Here is a 17974-nt window from a genome sequence, read left to right on the forward strand (position 1 = left end):
CCCTCATGTTCTGGCCGATGTTCGCGGTAGCTGTGGGTTTCGTGGGTCTCGCCGTCCTCGGTGTGCTCGCCGTGCGGGTCTTCCTGGAGGCGCAGCGCCTCGGCCGGCAGGTCTCGGACTCCGCGCAGCGCATCAGCAGGGCCGCCGAGGACCTGGAGCGCGCGAGCATGAGCGCGGCCCGGGCTGCGGACTCCCTGTAGGCACCCCAAGGATCGGGTGTGAGTGCGGTGCCGCATGCGTTTTGGGCCACTTCGCCCTGTCAACTTGGCGCCGTGGAAAGGTACGCTGCTGGTCGCGGGTCGGAGAACGAGGCCCGGACCGCGGACAGGGAGTAGTACGCACGGGGATTGCCTCTCGTTTACCCCTGAGCGTTACGATCGCTGTCAACGCGATCGTTCGGACACATGTCCGACCGATCGGACAGCATCCCACCCCAGCCGCCTCGGTGAGAAGGTAAAGACTTATGTTCGGAAGGCTCGGAGCCCCCGAGATCATTCTCATCCTCGTCGTCATCATCCTGCTGTTCGGCGCGAAGAAGCTTCCGGACATGGCGCGCTCGCTCGGCAAGTCCGCCCGGATCCTGAAGAGCGAGGCCAAGGCGATGAAGGACGACAACAAGTCCGCCGCCCCGGCCGACCCGCCGAACAACGCCGGTGACGACCAGCAGCCCCCGGCCCAGCGCATCATCCAGGCTTCCCCCGGCGACGTGACCAGCTCCCGCCCGGTCAACGAGCCGACGGACACCTCCAAGCGCTGACGCAGGGCCGGTGACCTCCGGCCCGCCGCACGAGATGGGAACGTGGGTTGCTGAAGTCTGCCCGCAAAGAGGAGAAGGATCCCGAGGGGCGGATGCCCCTCGCGGAACACCTTCGTGAGCTCCGCAACCGGCTCGCGAAGGCGCTGCTCGCGATCGTCGTCATCACGATCATCGCCGCCTTCTTCTATCAGGACATCATCAACTTCTTCACCAAGCCGGTCCTGGAGTCGGTCGGCTGCCCGAAGTCGTTCGAGGAACTGGCCAAGACGGCGCGCGACGAGAACCCCTGCGCGCAGATCACGATCAACGGTCTGCTCGCGCCGTTCACGCTGGCCCTGAAGGTGTCCCTGATGGCCGGTGTCGTGCTCGCCGCACCGGTCTGGTTGTACCAGCTGTGGGCCTTCGTCGCCCCCGGCCTGCACAAGCACGAGCGCAAGTACGCCTACGCCTTCGTCGGCACGGGCTTCCCGCTCTTCCTCGCCGGCGCCTTCTTCGCCTACAAGGTGCTGCCGAAGACCGCCGACGTGCTGATCGAGTTCACTCCGTTCGGCGTCGACAACCTCCTGCCGCTCGACGATCTCCTCGACCTCGTCACGCGCATGGTGGTCGTCTTCGGTCTCTCCTTCGAGCTGCCGCTGCTGCTCGTGATGCTCAACTTCACGGGCGCGATCACCGGCAAGCGCATGCTCGGCTGGTGGCGCGGCATGATCATGGGCATCACCGTGTTCGCGGCGATCGCGACGCCGAGCACGGACCCGCTGACGATGATGGCCCTCGCCGGACCGATCTGGGTCCTGTACTTCGCCGCCGTCACCGTCTCCCTGCTCAACGACCGCCGCAGGCGCCGCCGGGACGCCATGGGCCCCGGCGACGACGAGGCCTCCGACCTGGATCTGACCCCCGAGGACATCGGTGAGGTCGAGGCCGTCTCCGCGAGCCGGGCGCTGCCCGAGCAGGCGACGACGGAGCGGGTCAACGGTTACGACGACGTCACCTGAGAGGCGGTTCTCAGGAGGATGCGGCCGGGGCGCCTACGGGGCGCACCCGGCCGCTTCCGCTTCGCGGTCGTGAGCTGCGCGGACACCGGGTTCGCGCGGTGCCGATCCGGATAATGATCGTCCTGTTGTCAGTGGGGCCCGGTACGCTCGAAAGCACGATGACAGAGGACCTCTCACCGGCCGAGCGGTATGCGGCAGCACGCAGGCGCGCCGCCGAGCAGGCCACCGCGCTCGCCTCCTTCCGCGAGATGTACGACTTCGGCCTCGACCCCTTCCAGATCGAGGCATGCCAGGCGCTCGAGACGGGGAAGGGCGTGCTGGTGGCCGCGCCCACCGGCTCCGGCAAGACGATCGTCGGCGAGTTCGCCGTCCACCTCGCCCTGATGCAGGGCAAGAAGTGCTTCTACACCACGCCCATCAAGGCGCTGTCGAACCAGAAGTACGCCGACCTGTGCCGCCGTTACGGCAACGGCATGGTCGGTCTGCTCACCGGCGACAACAGCGTCAACCCGGACGCCGCGGTGGTCGTGATGACCACCGAGGTGCTGCGGAACATGCTGTACGCCGGGTCGCAGACCCTCCTCGGCCTCGGCTACGTGGTCATGGACGAGGTGCACTACCTCTCCGACCGCTTCCGGGGCGCCGTATGGGAAGAGGTGATCATTCACCTTCCCGAGTCGGTCACCCTCGTCTCACTGTCGGCGACCGTGTCCAACGCCGAGGAGTTCGGCGACTGGCTCGACACCGTCCGCGGCGACACCGAGGTCATCGTCTCCGAGCACCGTCCCGTGCCGCTTTTCCAGCACGTGCTCGCCGGACGCCGGATGTACGACCTGTTCGAGGAGGGCGAGGGCAGCAAGAAGGCCGTCAACCCCGACCTCACACGGCTGGCCCGGATGGAGGCGACCCGGCCGTCCTACCAGGACCGCAGACGCGGCCGTGCCATGCGCGAGGCCGACCGGGAGCGCGAGCGCAGACAGCGCTCCAGAGTGTGGACGCCCGGGCGGCCCGAAGTCATCGAACGGCTCGACGCCGAGGGCCTGCTGCCCGCCATCACTTTCATCTTCAGCCGCGCCGCCTGCGAGGCCGCCGTCCAGCAGTGCCTGTACGCGGGGCTGCGGCTGAACGACGACGAGGCGCGGGACAAGGTGCGCGCCCTCGTCGAGGAGCGCACCGCGTCCATCCCGACCGAGGATCTGCACGTCCTCGGGTACTACGAGTGGCTGGAGGGCCTGGAGCGCGGTATAGCCGCCCACCACGCCGGCATGCTGCCGACCTTCAAGGAGGTCGTCGAGGAGCTGTTCGTCCGCGGCCTGGTCAAGGCCGTGTTCGCCACCGAGACCCTCGCCCTCGGCATCAACATGCCCGCGCGTTCGGTGGTGTTGGAGAAGCTCGTCAAGTGGAACGGCGAGCAGCACGCCGACATCACCCCCGGTGAGTACACCCAGCTGACCGGCCGTGCGGGCCGCCGCGGCATCGATGTCGAGGGGCACGCCGTGGTGCTGTGGCAGCGCGGCATGAGCCCCGACCACCTCGCGGGTCTCGCGGGCACGCGCACCTATCCGCTGCGCTCCAGCTTCAAGCCGTCGTACAACATGGCGGTCAACCTCGTCGAGCAGTTCGGGCGGCACCGCTCGCGCGAACTGCTGGAGACGTCCTTCGCACAGTTCCAGGCCGACAAGTCGGTCGTCGGCATCTCGCGCCAGGTGCAGCGCAACGAGGAGGGGCTGGAGGGCTACAAGGAGTCGATGACCTGCCACCTCGGGAACTTCGAGGAGTACGCGCAGCTGCGCCGCGAACTGAAGGACCGCGAGAACGAATTGGCCCGCCAGGGCGCGGCGGAGCGGCGCGCGGAGGCCGCCGTCGCGCTGGAGAAGCTCAAGCCGGGCGACGTCATCCATGTGCCGACCGGCAAGTACGCCGGGCTCGCGCTGGTGCTCGACCCGGGGCTGCCGGCCGGCCGCTCCAACGGCCACCGCGGCTTCGAGCACCACGACGGGCCGCGCCCGCTGGTCCTGACCTCCGAGCGGCAGGTCAAGCGGCTGGCGTCGATGGACTTCCCGGTGCCCGTGGAGGCGTTGGAGCGGATGCGGATCCCGAAGTCCTTCAACCCGCGTTCCCCGCAGTCCCGTCGGGACCTGGCGTCCGCGCTGCGCACCAAGGCCGGACACATCGCTCCGGACCGGCACCGCAAGCGGCGCTCCCAGGCCGCCGACGACCGCGAGATCGACCGGCTGCGCAAGGCCATCCGGGCACACCCCTGCCACGGCTGCAACGACCGTGAGGACCATGCCCGTTGGGCCGAGCGCTACCACCGGCTGCTGCGGGACACCTCGCAGCTGGAGCGCCGTATCGAAGGCCGGACGAACACGATCGCGCGGACCTTCGACCGCATCGTCGCGCTGCTGACCGAGCTCGACTATCTGCGCGGCGACGAGGTGACCGAGCACGGCAAGCGCCTCGCCCGGCTGTACGGCGAACTCGACCTGCTCGCCAGCGAGTGCCTGCGCGAACGGGTGTGGGAGGGCCTCGGCCCGGCCGAACTGGCGGCCTGTGTCTCGGCGTTGGTGTACGAGGCACGGGTCGGGGACGACGCGATGGCCCCGAAGCTGCCATCGGGCAAGGCCAAGGCCGCGCTGGGCGAGATGGTGCGGATCTGGGGACGGCTGGACGCTCTGGAGGAGGACTTCCGGATCACCCAGACCGAGGGCGTCGGCCAGCGCGAACCGGATCTGGGCTTCGCCTGGGCCGCCTACATGTGGGCCAGCGGCAAGGGACTGGACGAGGTGCTGCGGGAGGCGGAGATGCCGGCCGGGGACTTCGTGCGGTGGTGCAAGCAGGTGATCGACGTGCTGGGACAGATCTCGGCGGCGTCTCCTGCGGAGGGCTCGACCGTGGGGAAGAGTGCGCGTAAGGCGGTTGAGGGGTTGCTGCGGGGGGTTGTTGCCTACTCGTCGGTGGGGTGACGGGTTGTGGGCCGGTGCGGGTGCTTCGTGGTTGATCGCGCCCACGCGGCGGAGCCGCATATCGATAGAGCCCCGCGCCCCTTCACCGGCGTGCACTCGTCGTCTCTCAAGAGGTGAGGATGATCAGTCGCTGGGTTGCCCTGGTCATCGCCACGTAGTGGTCCACCGCTCCTTCGATGCCCTCGCCGAAGTTCTCCGGGTTCACCAGGACGACCAGGTCGAATTCCAGGCCCTTGGACAGCTCGGGAGTCAGTGACCGTACTCGTTCGGTCGGGCGGAACGTCGAGTCGCCGATGACGCAGGCGATTCCCTCGGCGTGTTCCGTCAGCCAGGTGTCGAGGATCGAGTCCCGCTCCGTAACCGAGCCGTGGAGGACGGGGACGCCCCCGCTGCGGATCGACGTCGGCACATTGGCGTCCGGCAGCACGGCTCGGATGACCGGCTCGGCCTCCGTCATGATCTCCGCCGGTGTGCGGTAGTTGACGTCGAGGGAGGCCAGATCGATCCGGTCGAGCCCGATCCGTTCGAGCCGTTCGCGCCATGACTCCGTGAACCCGTGCCTGGCCTGGGCGCGGTCCCCGACGATGGTGAAGCTGCGCGACGGGCACCGCAGGAGCAGCATCTGCCATTCCGCGTCGGTCAGTTCCTGCGCCTCGTCCACGACGATGTGCGCGAACGGTCCGGCGAGGCGGTCCCGGGCGAGGTCGGTCAGCTCGGACTCGTCGACCAGACTGACCTGGGCGTCCTGGCCCCGCAGCATGATCACCAGGCCCTCGCCGTCGTCGGTGTCGGCGCCGGAGTTCGCCGTGGCCTCGATGAGGTTGTCGACTACCTGCGTCATCCGCTCGCGCTGGGCGGCGAGGATGCCCTCGTGGCGGCGTCGGCGCCGGGCCGCCTCCGGGTCGCCGAGCCGCTGCCGTGCCGCGTCCAGGAGCGGCAGGTCGGACACCGTCCACGCCTGGGCGTCCGCGCGCTGGAGCCGCCGCACCTCCTCGCGATCGAGCCAGGGAGCGCACATCCGCAAGTAGGCCGGGACCGTCCACAGGTCTCCGACCAGGTCTGTCGCCTCCAGCAGCGGCCACGACCGGTCGAAGGCGCCGCGCAGCTCCCGGTTCTGCGACAGCGACCTGCGGATCAGCTCGGGGGAGACCTCGCCGTCGTCGCCGGAGGCGTCCTCCTCGTGCTGGTCGACCAGGATCGTCAGCAGCTCCTCCCAGACCTGGTCGCGGGCCTCGTTGTGCGGCGTACCGGGCTCGGCCGCGTCGAACGCCACGGCCCAGTCGCGGGCGGTCAGCCGTACGTCGGACCAGTGGGTCGTGACCGTCATGCCCGTGGTGGGCGGCTCCTCGTAGAAGCGGACGGCCTTCTCGATCGCCCGTACCAGGTCCGCGGACGACTTCAGCCGGGCCACCTCCGGATCGGGCTCGACCCCGGCGGTCGCCCCCTCGGGCACGAGGTCCCGAAGGATGCAGGTCTGCACCCCCTCCTCGCCGAGGCTCGGCAGGACATCGGAGACGTACGCCAGATACGGCCGGTGCGGGCCGACGAACAGCACGCCGCCGCGGCGCTGATCGAGGCGTGGGTCGGAGTACAGCAGGTAGGCGGAGCGGTGCAGGGCGACGACGGTCTTGCCCGTGCCGGGTCCGCCGTCGACGACGAGCGCGCCGCGGGATCCGGCGCGGATGATGGCGTCCTGGTCGGCCTGGATCGTGCCGAGCACGTCCCGCATCCGGGGAGAGCGGTCGCTGCCCAGGCTCGCGATGAACGCCGACTGGTCGTCGAGCGCGGCATGCCCGGCGAAGCCGTCCGGGGTGAACACCTCGTCCCAGTAGTCGCTGATCCGGCCCTCGGTCCAGCGGTAGCGGCGGCGGCCGGACAGGCCCATCGGGTTGGCGTGCGTGGCGCCGAAGAACGGCTCGGCCGCGAGGGAGCGCCAGTCGACCAGCAGCCGGCGGCCCGTGCTGTCGGTCAGACCGAGCCGTCCCACATAGACCGGCTCGGAGCTGTCCGCGCCGACCATGTGCCCGAGGCACAGGTCCAGGCCGAAGCGGCGCAGGGTGCGCAGTCGGGCGCTGAGCCGGTGGATCTCGTTGTCGCGGTCCATCGCCTCCCGGCCCGTGCCTCCCGGCTCCCTGCGGGCGGCGGCGAGACGGTCGGACAGCTCGGCGATGGACTGTTCGAGGCACTCCGCGATGGCGGCGAAGTGCCGCTCGTCGGCGGCGATCAGTGCCGGGTCGGCCTTGGGGGAGAGGCGTTCGGGAAGGTCGAAGGCGCTGGTGGTCATGGGTTTCACGGCTGTGGCTCCGTAAGTCGGTCGTTGGCGGCCCTGGTGTGCGGCGACTTGCCCGGACGATCCCGTACGGCTCACGCGGACTTGGCCGCGTCGAACAGGAGGTGCGCGGCGACCTCCGCCCCGTCGCCGCGGATCGTGGCCGCCGCGGCGGTCGCCCGTGCCCGGGTCTCGGGGTCCAGGGCCGTGCCGAGCGCGGCGGACAGGGACGCGTACGTCGGGGTCGGACCGTCGTGGGCCGCGCCGATGCCGAGGTCGGCCACGCGTCCGGCCCAGTACGGCTGGTCCGCCAGCTGCGGCACCACCACTTGGGGCACGCCGGCCAGAGCGGCCGTGGTGGTGGTGCCCGCCCCGCCGTGGTGGACAACGGCGGCGACCCGGCGGAACAGCGCCTGATGGTTGATCTCGCCGACGACGAAGCAGTCGTCCCTGTCGTCGAGCAGCGCCAGATCGGCCCAGCCACGGGCCATCACCACACGCCGGCCCTGCGCGCGCACCGCCTCCACCGCGACCCGGGCGACATCCGCCGACGCGTGCATGGGCATGCTGCCGAAGCCCACGAACACCGGCGGTTCGCCGGCGTCGAGGAACGCCGACAGCCCGTCCGGGAGCGGGCGTTCGTCCGGCATCGTCCAGGCGCCGGTCTGTACGACGTCGACGTACGCCGGCTCGTGCCAGGGGTCCAGGAACGGGTCGGTCGCGAGCCACGGCCGGTCGCCGATGACGTAGTCGCGGAGGCTGTCGACCGGGGGCAGGCCGATCGACTCCCGATGCGCGTTGACCGCCGCACCGAACAGCTCGTCGATGCTCCGGGCGTCCAGGTCCCACAGCGCGCGGTTGTCGGTCACCTCCGGCGGGTGCGGCCGGCCGGGATAGGCCAGCGGCGGGCGGTGCGGCGAAGGGAGGGTGAGCTGCTGGAACGTCACGGACACGGAGTGGATGCCCAGCTTTTCCGCGATCGACAGCGCGCCCGCCGCGGCCGCCGGCACACCGGTCGCCACCAGGGCATCGCATCCCTCGGCCGCCGAGCTGACCGCGTCGAACTGCGCGGCGACGATCTGCGCCGCGCGCTGCGGCAGGGACGACGGCGGCGGGGCGGCCTTCGTCAGCGCACGCGCCGATGGGCCCACCGGGATCAGCGGTACGCCGACGCCGGCCAGCCGCCGTGCGAAGTCCTCGTCCGGCGGGGCGCACACCCGCACCTCGGCGCCGTGTGCCCGCAGTCGTACCGCGAGCGCCACCAGCGGCTCGACATCCCCCCGCGACCCGTAGGTCGACAACACCACGCGCACTATCCGACTCCCGTTTCCGCAGGTCCTGGCCTTATGGCCGGGAATTCTGCGGCATGTGGGGGGCCTTGCCGCAAGCCCCCCAGTGCGCTATAAGTTGAGAGTGGCAAGGAGTGGTGTGACCTCCTTGCCTTTGTTGTTTGCCGCCGCGGTCCAGGCGTCCGGCTCTCATCCGCCCTCGGGGCCGCCCTCTGGTCCGCCTTCGCCGGACATCACATCTCCCGCCGAACGCCCGATTCGGGGTCCGGAACACGACCTTCACTCGTCACGGTGAGTAATCTTCGAACGCTTTCGCGGAGTAACCGATCGTGTTCGATTGTGATCTGAGCGTATAAATGGGGCTGAGCGTACCGCTGTCGCGCACCCCATTTCAGGTGCTTGCTGAATATGACACAGCGATGATCCGGTCGGACTAAGCTCGCCCGCAGCGCACCGAGTTGAGGTGTAATCGTGCGCTTGTTCCCAAACGTGCAGAAGATTCCGACATACCCATGACGTACCCCGCTGCAAGCTCCCCCTACACCCACCCGATCAGTTTCAGAGGGCCCACATGGTGAGCGTTCAAAATCCGCCCCGACGCCGTGAACTCCCCTATGCACGTGTGCTGTTGCTGCCGGCCATAGTGATGGCCGCGGCGATCGGAGCCGCCGTCGCCCTGGTGGCGAACCCGGCCCGGACGGCCGTCGGCGTGTGCGGTGCCGTGGCCATGCTGCTGGTGCTGGCCTCCGCGGCCGAAGCGGTGCGCCGCGGTCGCGCGCTGGAGGACACTCGGGCCGAGCACGCCCGTCACACCGCGTATCTGGAACGCCGCGTCGCCGCCCACGGCGAGGAGATGGCCCGCCTCGCGACGGAGATCACGCCCGCGGCCATCCATGCGCTGCGCTGCGGCAGTTCACCCCATGAGGTGATGCGCGACCTCGCCGAGCTCGACCCGTCCTACGGCCGACTCGCCCCGGCGCAGCTCGAGTTGGTGAAGTCGATGGTCGACATCGTCGACCACGAGGAAGCCCTGCGCGACTCCGCCCAGCGCTCCTTCGTCAACATCGCGCGCCGCGTCCAGTCGATCGTCCACCAACAGGCCGTGGAACTCCGCGAGATGGAGGAGGACCACGGGCGCAACCCCGAGGTCTTCGACGACCTGCTGCGCATCGACCACGGCACCATGCTGATCGGCCGCCTCGCCGACTCCATCTCCGTGCTCGGCGGCGGCCGTCCCGGACGCCAGTGGCCCGACCCCGTCCCGCTGTACAGCGTGCTGCGCGGCGCGATGTCCCGGATCCTGGAGTACCGCCGCATCAGCCTGGACTCCATCGTCCAGGTCAACATCGCCGGTATCTCGGTCGAGCCGATCATCCACGCGGCGGCCGAACTCCTCGACAACGCCACGCGCTACTCGCCGCCGCAGACCAAGGTGCACGTCACCGCCACCGAGGTGCAGACCGGCGTCGCGATCGAGATCGAGGACGCCGGTGTCAGCCTGAGCGAGGAGGCCCGCGCCCGGGTCGAGGGCATGCTGGAGCGTGCCAAGCAGGGCACCGACCTCCAGGACCTCGGAGAGTCGCCACGCCTGGGCCTGGCCGTCGTCGGCCGCCTCTGCACGGCCTATGACATGCAGGTCTCGCTGCGGTCCTCCGCGTACGGCGGCGTCCGCGCCGTCCTCGTGGTGCCGCGCGCCATGATGACCACCGACCCCGCGCCCGGACTCGCCCACGGCATCGGCGCCGGATCGGCGCCCAAGGCCGACGACCCGGATCTGCTCGAAGGTCCCAAGCGCACTCCCAAGAAGCGGCGCCCCACCAGCCCGAAGATCCCCGCCTCGGTCTCCCTCGAGGACGACGTACCCGTCGTCACGGAATGGACCGCGGGCGGGCTGCCCCAGCGCCGCAGCCGGGTCAAGACCCCGCTCAGCAAGCGGCTCGCCGAGCAGGCGGCCATCGACCAGGCCGAACGGGAGGGCCGGCCGACCATCTGGTCGACGCGCAAGCCCGATCCCGAGCCCGAGCCGGCCGAGGACGAGCCCGTCCCCGGAGCCTGGGTCGAGGCGTTCTGGAACGGACTCAAGGACAAGCCCGACCCGCTCACACTCCAACCGCGAACCCAACCGGCCCACCCCGAGGCCGACGAGGAGGGGGACCTCAAGTGATCCAGCAGCGAGCCAACTTCGACTGGATGCTCAAGGAGCTCCACGACGGCGTCCCGGGCATCCAGATGATCGTCGTGCTCTCCGCCGACGGACTGCGCATCGCCCGCTACGGCGGCGAGCCGGACACCGCCGACCGCGTCGCCGCGGCCTGCGCCGGCCTGCAGAGCCTGGCGAGCGCCGTCGCCCAGGAGATCCCGAAGAGCGACGGCAAGATGAAGATGGTCCTCATCGAGATCAACGGCGGCTACTTCTATCTGATGGCCGCCGGCGCCAACGCCTATCTCGCCGTACTCTCCGACACGTTCGCCGAACCCGGCCGGATGAGCAACCGTATGTCCGACCTCGTCGCCCGCATCGGCGCCCATCTCACCAGTCCGCCCCGGCGCAACGGGCAGACCGTATGACTCCTCCGCAACGCCAGCGGCGACACCCCAAGGAACAACCGCCTCCACCGCCCGTGGAGCCCGGCGAGCCCGGCGAGCCCGGGAAGGAGAAGCAACCGGAACGGCTCTTCGTGGTGGCCGGCCCGGACGGCGCCGAGCGGGACGCGGACCTCGACCTCGTCACCTTAATCGTGGCGCGCGCCGACCCTCCGCCGTCCGCCACTCCGGAGCAGTCGGCGCTGCTCCGGCTCTGTACCACCCCACTTTCCGTGGTCGAGCTCTCGGCCTATCTCAACCTGCCGTTCAGCATGATGACGGTCGTGCTCACCGACATGCTGACGGCCGGACTGGTGACGGCGCGCAACCCGATCGTGCGCCAGACCGTCGCCGACCGTTCAATTCTCGAAGCGGTGATGCATGGACTTCAAAAGCTCTGACATGGTCCCCGGTCCCCGGACCGAGGACCAGCTGCCGCACACGGCCGAGGCCGCGGTCAAGATCGTGATCGTGGGCGGCTTCGGCGTCGGCAAGACGACCATGGTCGGCTCGGTGAGTGAGATCAGGCCACTGACCACCGAAGAGACCATGACGCAGGCGGGCATCGGCGTCGACGACAACTTCGGTTCGGACACCAAGACGGCCACCACCGTCGCGATGGACTTCGGCCGCATCAGCATCACCGAGCAACTCGTGCTGTACCTCTTCGGCACCCCCGGCCAGGAACGCTTCTGGTTCCTGTGGAACGGGTTGTTCGAGGGCGCGCTCGGCGCGGTCGTCCTGGTCGACACCCGCCGCCTCGAAGTCAGCTTCGACGTCATCGGGCGACTCGAGGAGTGCGGAGTGCCCTTCGTGGTGGCCGTCAACACCTTCCCGGACGCGCCCCGTTACCCCGTCTCCGAACTCCGTACGGCGCTCGACGTGCCCGAGGAGATCCCCATCGTGGAATGCGACGTCCGCCGCAGGGCGTCCAGCCGGGATGTTCTGATGACGCTGATGCACTTCCTGCATGCGCTGGCCACGGCGAAGGCACCTGCGTGAAACGCATACGCGTCGGCTGAGCCGCACGGCCGTACAAGTCCCCCCGTCCCCGTATTGCATCCCCCACGTTCTCGGTTACGCCGAACCGCCCGAACAAGGGGAAACCCCTCACCTCCTGTACACCGGAATCACTTCAGCTTCGGAGCGACCATCGTGACGCCTGAATCTCTCTTCCCGGCCGGCACCGACGAGCCCATTGCCCCCCCCGCCGCCTGGCTGCCCCGCGCATGGCATCGGCCCCGGCGAGCTGCGCCGGTTGTACGGCCCCGACGCGGAGGACCTGGGGGCCGTGTACGAGCAGCTCCGCGCCGAGCATGGGCCTGTGGCTCCTGCGCTGCTGCACGAGGACGTGCCCATCTGGGTGGTCCTCGGGCACAGCGAGAACATGCACATGCTGCGTACTCCCTCGCAGTTCACCCGTGACACCCGGTTGTTCACGTCGATGCAGGACGGCACCGTCAAGCCCGATCACCCCCTCATGCCGATCTTCGCGTGGCAGCCCATCTGCTGCCACGCGGAGGGCGACGAGCATCTGCGGCTGCGTGGCGCGGTCACCGGCGCCATGACGACCATCGACCACCGGGGCATCCGGCGCCACATCAGCCGCGCGACGCAGGAACTCGTCAACAAGTTCTGCGAGGAGGGCAGGGCCGATCTCGTCAGCCAGTTCGCCGAGTACCTGCCGATGGCGGTGATGTGCGAGATCTTCGGCATGTCGGAGGAGTACAACGACCGGATCGTGCACGCCGCCCGCGACATGCTCAAGGGCACCGAGACCGCCATCTCCAGCAACGAGTACATCATGGACGTCCTGATGCGGCTCACCGCCCGCCGCCGGGCCGAACCCGAGGACGACTTCACCAGTCATCTGATCAACCACCCGGCACGGCTCACCGATGAGGAGGTCGGCCAGCACCTGCGCGTCGTCCTGATCGTCTCGTACGAGGCCACCGCCAACCTGATCGCCAACGTACTGCGCGTGGTGCTCACCGACCCGCGGTTCCGCGCCCAGCTCAAGGGCGGCCAGATGACGGTGCCCGAGGCGGTCGAGCAGTCACTGTGGGACGAGCCGCCGTTCAGTACCATCTTTCCCTACGTCGCCAAGCAGGAGACCGAGCTGGGCGGCCAGCGCATCCGCAAGGGCGACGGCCTCATCCTGGGTATCGCGCCGGGCAACGTCGACCCGCGCGTCCGTCCCGATCTCAAGGCCAACATGCAGGGCAACCGGTCCCATCTCGCATTCAGCGGCGGGCCCCACGAGTGCCCCGGCCAGGACATCGGCCGTGCCATCGCCGACGTCGGCGTCGACGCGCTGCTGGCCCGCCTCCCGGACGTCCAACTGGCCTGCGAGGAGGACGAGCTGCGCTGGCGGTCGTCCATCATGAACCGGCACCTGGTGGACCTGCCGGTGAAGTTCGCGCCGAAGCCCCAGCAGGACGTTATGCAGCGGCCCTCCATCAAGCCCGCGTCGCAGCAACGCGCCGCCAACTGGCAGGTCAGCTCGCCGAAACCACAGCCCACGGCCGCGGAGGCCGCTGCTCCAGTGCCGGTGGCGACGCCCGAACCGGCCCGTCGGCCGGGCCTGTTCCGGCGCCTTCTGCGCTGGTGGCGCGGCGACTGAGCCGACCGGGCACCGGGGCTACCCGGCCCACTCGTCGTACGACGACCAGGCCCGCAGCACGCGAGGGCTGACGAACCGGTGCTCGTGCCCCGTGACCGGATCGGTGAACTCCAGTACTCGCGCCAGCAGTTGGAGCGGACGCCGGAAGTCACCGGCCGCCACGGGGCCGGCCACCACCGGATAGAGGGGATCGCCGAGGATCGGCACCCCCAAGGCGCTCATGTGCACCCGCAGTTGGTGCGTCTGCCCGGTACGCGGTGACAATCGGTACCGGGCACGCCCGTTACGGTGCTCCAGCAGCTCGATCCGGCTGATGGCATTGGGCTCGCCCACGACCTCACTGGCCGCCAGCACCCCGCGCTCCTTGACGATGCGGCTGCGCACGGTGCGCGGCAGGTCCAGTTCGGGGTCGTACGGGGCCACCGCCTCGTACTCCTTCGCCACCCGCCTGTCGCGGAACAACGACTGGTACGCGCCACGCTCCTCCGGCCGGACAGTGAACAGAATCAGCCCGGCGGTCAGTCGGTCCAGGCGGTGCGCCGCGCTCAGGGTCGGGACGCCCAGCTCCCGCCGCAGCCGTGCCAGGGCTGTCTCGGCGACATGGCTGCCGCGCGGGGTGGTGGCCAGGAAATGAGGCTTGTCGGCCACGACGATGTGCTCATCGCGATACACGACGTCCACCGCGAACGGCACGTGTACCTCCTCGGGCAGCTCCCGGTGGAACCACACGTACATTCCCGGCACGTACGCCATGTCCCGCGGCACCGGACGCCCGGCGGCGTCCACGATCCGCCCCGCGTCGAGCATCCCGTCGATCACCCCTGCCCCGGCCGCGAGCCGCGCCACGAGATGATCCCGCACGGTCGCCCACGCGTCCCCGGTCGGCAACCGCACGCGCACCGGATCCACCCCGTCGCGCTGCGGCAGGGGAGAGGGCGGGGGCGGAGCACTGCGTCTCATCACGATCAAGCGTACGCCCGGCCCGCCGTGAGGTTCGCAAAGCGGACCTGGACGGTATACCCGAGGTACTTACGGTTTCGCCGGTCCTGGGGGCGAACGGTGGAGCATCATGGAGAGCCTGCCGTTCGGCGCTCCATACGGTCGGGTGGCTTCGGGCGCCGAGCGCGAAGGGTGCGTGGGTTCCGCGCTCCGGCTCTGTGCTCCAGGCTCCGGCGCACGAGTACGTTCAGCGGCGCAATGTGGTCACCCAGCCGCCCAAGGTGATTGCGCGATCGGCTTGGTACCCCCATACGCCCCCGCTCGATCGCTTGTCCCGTGTGGCGGGTCTGCGTCTACTGGGAGACGGCTGCGCAGCTCAATGGCCTTGCAAGCACCGTTGCTTTGATGTCGTGGACCTCGTGGGAGCCGCCATGGCCACCGCTCAGCTGTCAGGATCCCCTCCCGACGCGTTCGTTACCCGTCAGGATGAGAAACCTGTCGAACCTCAACGCGCCGATCTGATCGCCGGCCTGCGTGACTTCTTGCCTGCTGGCGGCGCACGGACTACTCCGATGCTGTGTTTCCTCGGCCAGTGCACCCTCGATGGCAGTGGTGACAGAGTCCCGATCTTGCATCTGGCGGCAGCGCTGCAGCCCCACTGTTTACCTGGTCAGGCCAGTTGAACGGACGTTGTCCTCAGCTCGGCAGCCACAAGATCGGGTGGCCGAGGACAGCCGCTCAAGTCCCTACCGCAGCAGGGGAAGGGCGCGGCCTGATCTGGCGGCCGTCCGGCTCGGCGCTCAAAAGCGTTCACGACTCGATCAACGGTGCCCACTTCCGGAGCGGACCCAACTGCGATGTGATTGAAGGGCGTACCGACGAATCCGGCGCGTCCTGCTCGCGCCGTCACGGAAGGGGGAAGCCTGTGGCGCCGCTCGTCCTGTCGCCGCCTACCACGGCCGCCGGCTTCTCGCTGCGAGAGCAGGCAACCTGATCGCACCTCATCCGCCTCAGCAACTCCGGCGCCCAGACCTGGAGGACCTCGTGCTCGCCACGATCCCGACCTATCCGGAGCCCACCCCCCCGACCGTAAGCCCGTACACCCAGAAGATCGAGGAGTACGCCCGCTCACTCGGAGAGAGCCTCGGGCTGGCAGAGACGCACGGCGGCCGGGAGCGGCTGGAGGCAGGCTACGGGCACTTTGTTGCCTGGACCTATCCAGAAGCCTCATTCCGCGATCTCTGCCTCTGCGCGGAATGGCTTTTCTTCACCTTCATCCTGGACGACTTGCACACGTTGAAGGTTTATGACACTCCGGGAGCCTGGGCTCCGGTCCACCGACGCCTGATGGACATCATCAACACCGGAAAGGACCCTGCACCCGAACGAGAGCAAACTCCCTTCACCCAGGCGCTCACGGATCTTTCTGTCCGTACTGGCGAGAGGCTCTCACCAACGCTTCGCGGACGGCTGAACCGACACTTGGACTTGTTCTTCCAAGGATTCGCCGAGGAATCCGAGAATCGGTTCCGCGGCACACCACCAGGGATGGACAGCTTTACCCAGACGAGGCGATTGTCCGTGGGTATGGAGTTCGGCTTCGATTTGGTTGAGCTCAGCCTGGACACGGAAGTGCCCGAAGACATCTACGAGACGAGCCTGTTCCGGGAGATCATCGAAGCCGCGAGCGATGTGGTCGCCTGGCAGAATGATCTTCATTCGGTTCACCTGGACAACAAGCGTGGAGATTTCCACAACGTCGTCATCGTCATGCAGCATGCCGCCGAACTCTCGCTGCAGGAAGCCATCCAAAGGGCCGTTGCCAAGGTCCAGAGGCGAGTGTCCGACTTCCTGGCCGCCGAAGAGCGGCTCCTGCCCTTCCTGAAGAGTCGGGGTGTGCCGGCCCGTGTCCGCGAACAGATTCTGAAGGTCACAGCCGGAATGCGGCAGTGGACCAATGGATGCCTGGAGTGGTACGGGAAAACCACCCGCTACACAATCCCCGCCACCTCGGGCGAGTCGGATCAACAGCATGCTCACTTGCAGATGCTGCTCCCGAGCCCGGAGCATGCATCGGCATAGTCGATTCGAACCAAGAGCGGCTTGAAGTACCAGCCCGCCAACATCCTGGATCGACAAGAAGGGCCAAGACCATGGCAACAGACCATGCAGGCATCACACCCGCTCCAGGGGCACTGCCGATCGTCGGGCATCTTTTTCCCCTGCTGCGTGACCCGCTGCGTTTCCTGAACACCCTCCCGTCGTACGGTGATCTGGTGCAGATACGGTTAGGCCCACAAAGGGCCGTCGTGGTCTGCCGACCCGACCTCGTCCAGCAGGTTCTCCTGCATGACCGTACGTACGACAAGGGCGGACCCATCATCGAGCGGATCGGAAATGCCCTCGGGGACGGTCTTGCGTCGTGTCCCCACAGCACCCACCGGCGACAGCGGCGCAGTGTGCAGCCGGCCTTCTCCCGCACCTGCCTGCGTGAATACGCCACCATCATGACCGAGCAAATCGACGCGCTCACAACGAGCTGGAGCGACGGCCGGACTGTCGATGTAGCCGAGCAGATGTACACGCTCGCGAGCAACACCATTGCTCAGACATTGTTCACGGCTGAGGCCGCAGAACCCGCCGTGGAAACTGTCAAGGAATGTCTGCCGGACATTTTCCGCGGCATCTACCAGCAAGCTGTCCTCCCGCCTTGGCTGCACCGCCTGCCGCTCCCCTCGAACCTGCGCTACGAGCGGGCTCGCAACCGAGCATGGGCGGCGGTCAGCAAGACCATCAGCTTGTACCGGCAAGACGGTCAGACCCACGGTGACGTGCTGTCGATGCTACTCAAGGCGCATGACGACACTGGAGGAGCCCTCAGCGACGCCGAGATACACGCTCAGATCATGACCCTGCTCGTCGCCGGCATCGAGTCCACCGCAGTGGCTGTCACCTGGGCTGTGCATCTCCTGTGCCAATGGCCAGATGTCCAAGAGCGATTGCGTACCGAAACAGCCGAGGTTCTCGGCACCCGAACCGCCACCTGGGACGATCTCCCCCAGCTCGACCTGGCACGCCGGGTCATCACCGAGACGCTACGCCTCTACCCTCCCGGATGGATCCTGACCCGAACGACCACCACCGAAGCCCGGCTGGCGGACGCCGTGATCCCTCCCGAAACCACCCTCATCTACAGCCCGTATCTCATCCACCACGATGCACGCTTCAATCCGCATCCCAGCTCCTTCGACCCCGACCGATGGCTCCCGGAGCGTCAACACGTGCGCGGCACGTTCATTCCGTTCGGCGGAGGAGCCCGCAAGTGCATCGGCGACAACTACGCGCTGACCTTGGCGACAATGGCCCTCTCCACGATCGTGGCCCGATGGCGACTCTCGCACGTCGACGTTCAACTGCCGCGCATTGAACCCCGTGTGACTTTGAACCCTCACAAGGTTCAGGTGCGAGTGGATTGTCTGGAGCCGGCGCGTGACTGAGTGATGGTCGTGGGTGGTTCGGCTATGCCCGAACCACCCCGACGGTCGGTCTG

The 17974-nt window shown here is 68.5% G+C and carries 15 protein-coding genes; 12 read left to right on the forward strand and 3 right to left on the reverse strand.

The features are described from left to right. Positions 1-5: 5 nt before the first annotated feature. The 4 genes from ACFPQ9_RS19145 (at position 6) to ACFPQ9_RS19160 (ending at position 4721) form a co-directional block, all read left to right on the forward strand. Positions 6-200: a hypothetical protein gene (locus tag ACFPQ9_RS19145; protein WP_380854338.1), complete on the forward strand. Its 195-nt coding sequence runs from the start codon at positions 6-8 to the stop codon at positions 198-200. A 263-nt stretch (positions 201-463) separates the two neighbouring features. After that, positions 464-757, forward strand: coding sequence for a Sec-independent protein translocase subunit TatA (tatA, locus tag ACFPQ9_RS19150; protein WP_380854340.1), 294 nt, complete (start codon positions 464-466; stop codon positions 755-757). Between the two features lie 47 nt (positions 758-804). Continuing rightward, the gene (tatC, locus tag ACFPQ9_RS19155) at positions 805-1755 is read left to right on the forward strand and encodes a twin-arginine translocase subunit TatC (protein ID WP_380854342.1); all 951 of its coding nucleotides are present in this window, start codon (positions 805-807) and stop codon (positions 1753-1755) included. Between the two features lie 113 nt (positions 1756-1868). Continuing rightward, entirely contained in the window at positions 1869-4721 is a 2853-nt protein-coding gene (locus ACFPQ9_RS19160) for a DEAD/DEAH box helicase (RefSeq protein WP_380854485.1), read from the forward strand. A 106-nt stretch (positions 4722-4827) separates the two neighbouring features. Here ACFPQ9_RS19160 and helR read toward each other — a convergent pair whose 3' ends face one another. Next, a complete protein-coding gene (gene helR, locus ACFPQ9_RS19165; RefSeq protein WP_380854344.1) occupies positions 4828-7014 on the reverse strand; it encodes an RNA polymerase recycling motor ATPase HelR in 2187 nt (728 codons plus the stop codon). A gap of 71 nt (positions 7015-7085) precedes the next feature. Then, the gene (locus ACFPQ9_RS19170; RefSeq protein WP_380854346.1) at positions 7086-8297 is read right to left on the reverse strand and encodes a glycosyltransferase; all 1212 of its coding nucleotides are present in this window, start codon (positions 8295-8297) and stop codon (positions 7086-7088) included. A 553-nt stretch (positions 8298-8850) separates the two neighbouring features. On the opposite strand from ACFPQ9_RS19170, the gene ACFPQ9_RS19175 reads away from it, so the two are divergent. The 5 genes from ACFPQ9_RS19175 (at position 8851) to ACFPQ9_RS19195 (ending at position 13485) form a co-directional block, all read left to right on the forward strand. Next, a complete protein-coding gene (locus tag ACFPQ9_RS19175; RefSeq protein WP_380854348.1) occupies positions 8851-10443 on the forward strand; it encodes a sensor histidine kinase in 1593 nt (530 codons plus the stop codon). Then, complete coding sequence (locus ACFPQ9_RS19180) at positions 10440-10847, forward strand: roadblock/LC7 domain-containing protein (RefSeq protein WP_380854350.1); 408 nt, start codon at positions 10440-10442, stop codon at positions 10845-10847. The genes ACFPQ9_RS19175 and ACFPQ9_RS19180 overlap by 4 nt, the downstream gene beginning before the upstream one ends. Then, positions 10844-11263 (forward strand): DUF742 domain-containing protein, encoded by a 420-nt coding sequence (locus ACFPQ9_RS19185; RefSeq protein ID WP_380854352.1) that lies wholly within the window; start codon positions 10844-10846, stop codon positions 11261-11263. Before ACFPQ9_RS19180 ends, ACFPQ9_RS19185 begins: the two co-directional genes overlap by 4 nt. Continuing rightward, entirely contained in the window at positions 11244-11864 is a 621-nt protein-coding gene (locus ACFPQ9_RS19190) for a GTP-binding protein (protein WP_380854354.1), read from the forward strand. Before ACFPQ9_RS19185 ends, ACFPQ9_RS19190 begins: the two co-directional genes overlap by 20 nt. Positions 11865-12186: 322 nt before the next feature. Beyond that, positions 12187-13485, forward strand: a complete 1299-nt coding sequence (locus tag ACFPQ9_RS19195) for a cytochrome P450 (protein WP_380854356.1) — start codon at positions 12187-12189, stop codon at positions 13483-13485. Positions 13486-13503: 18 nt separating this feature from the next. On the opposite strand, the gene ACFPQ9_RS19200 is transcribed toward ACFPQ9_RS19195, so the two are convergent. Further along, positions 13504-14445, reverse strand: a complete 942-nt coding sequence (locus ACFPQ9_RS19200; RefSeq protein ID WP_380854358.1) for an RluA family pseudouridine synthase — start codon at positions 14443-14445, stop codon at positions 13504-13506. 410 nt (positions 14446-14855) lie between these two features. Here ACFPQ9_RS19200 and ACFPQ9_RS19205 point away from each other — a divergent pair, with 410 nt between their 5' ends. The 3 genes from ACFPQ9_RS19205 to ACFPQ9_RS19215 all read left to right on the forward strand — a co-directional run bounded on the left by ACFPQ9_RS19205 (position 14856) and on the right by ACFPQ9_RS19215 (position 17921). Next, a complete protein-coding gene (locus ACFPQ9_RS19205) occupies positions 14856-15107 on the forward strand; it encodes a hypothetical protein (RefSeq protein WP_380854360.1) in 252 nt (83 codons plus the stop codon). A 361-nt stretch (positions 15108-15468) separates the two neighbouring features. Continuing rightward, positions 15469-16506, forward strand: a complete 1038-nt coding sequence (locus tag ACFPQ9_RS19210; RefSeq protein WP_380854362.1) for a terpene synthase family protein — start codon at positions 15469-15471, stop codon at positions 16504-16506. Positions 16507-16577: 71 nt separating this feature from the next. Next, positions 16578-17921 (forward strand): cytochrome P450, encoded by a 1344-nt coding sequence (locus ACFPQ9_RS19215; RefSeq protein ID WP_380854364.1) that lies wholly within the window; start codon positions 16578-16580, stop codon positions 17919-17921. The last annotated feature ends 53 nt before the right edge of the window (positions 17922-17974 follow it).

The sequence above is a fragment of the Streptomyces coerulescens genome, assembly GCF_042657965.1.
GTDB classification, from domain to species: Bacteria; Actinomycetota; Actinomycetes; order Streptomycetales; family Streptomycetaceae; genus Streptomyces; species Streptomyces coerulescens.

What these genes read in the sequence shown, in the direction of transcription:
- ACFPQ9_RS19145 (WP_380854338.1), top strand. Translation starts at nt 6, where the DNA reads ATGTTCTGGCCGATGTTCGCGGTAGCTGTGGGTTTCGTGGGTCTCGCC.
- tatA (WP_380854340.1), top strand. Translation starts at nt 464, where the DNA reads ATGTTCGGAAGGCTCGGAGCCCCCGAGATCATTCTCATCCTCGTCGTC.
- ACFPQ9_RS19160 (WP_380854485.1), top strand. Translation starts at nt 1,869, where the DNA reads ATGATCGTCCTGTTGTCAGTGGGGCCCGGTACGCTCGAAAGCACGATG.
- ACFPQ9_RS19175 (WP_380854348.1), top strand. Translation starts at nt 8,851, where the DNA reads ATGGTGAGCGTTCAAAATCCGCCCCGACGCCGTGAACTCCCCTATGCA.
- ACFPQ9_RS19185 (WP_380854352.1), top strand. Translation starts at nt 10,844, where the DNA reads ATGACTCCTCCGCAACGCCAGCGGCGACACCCCAAGGAACAACCGCCT.
- ACFPQ9_RS19190 (WP_380854354.1), top strand. Translation starts at nt 11,244, where the DNA reads ATGGACTTCAAAAGCTCTGACATGGTCCCCGGTCCCCGGACCGAGGAC.
- ACFPQ9_RS19200 (WP_380854358.1), bottom strand. Translation starts at nt 14,445, where the DNA reads ATGAGACGCAGTGCTCCGCCCCCGCCCTCTCCCCTGCCGCAGCGCGAC.
- ACFPQ9_RS19205 (WP_380854360.1), top strand. Translation starts at nt 14,856, where the DNA reads ATGGCCACCGCTCAGCTGTCAGGATCCCCTCCCGACGCGTTCGTTACC.
- ACFPQ9_RS19215 (WP_380854364.1), top strand. Translation starts at nt 16,578, where the DNA reads ATGGCAACAGACCATGCAGGCATCACACCCGCTCCAGGGGCACTGCCG.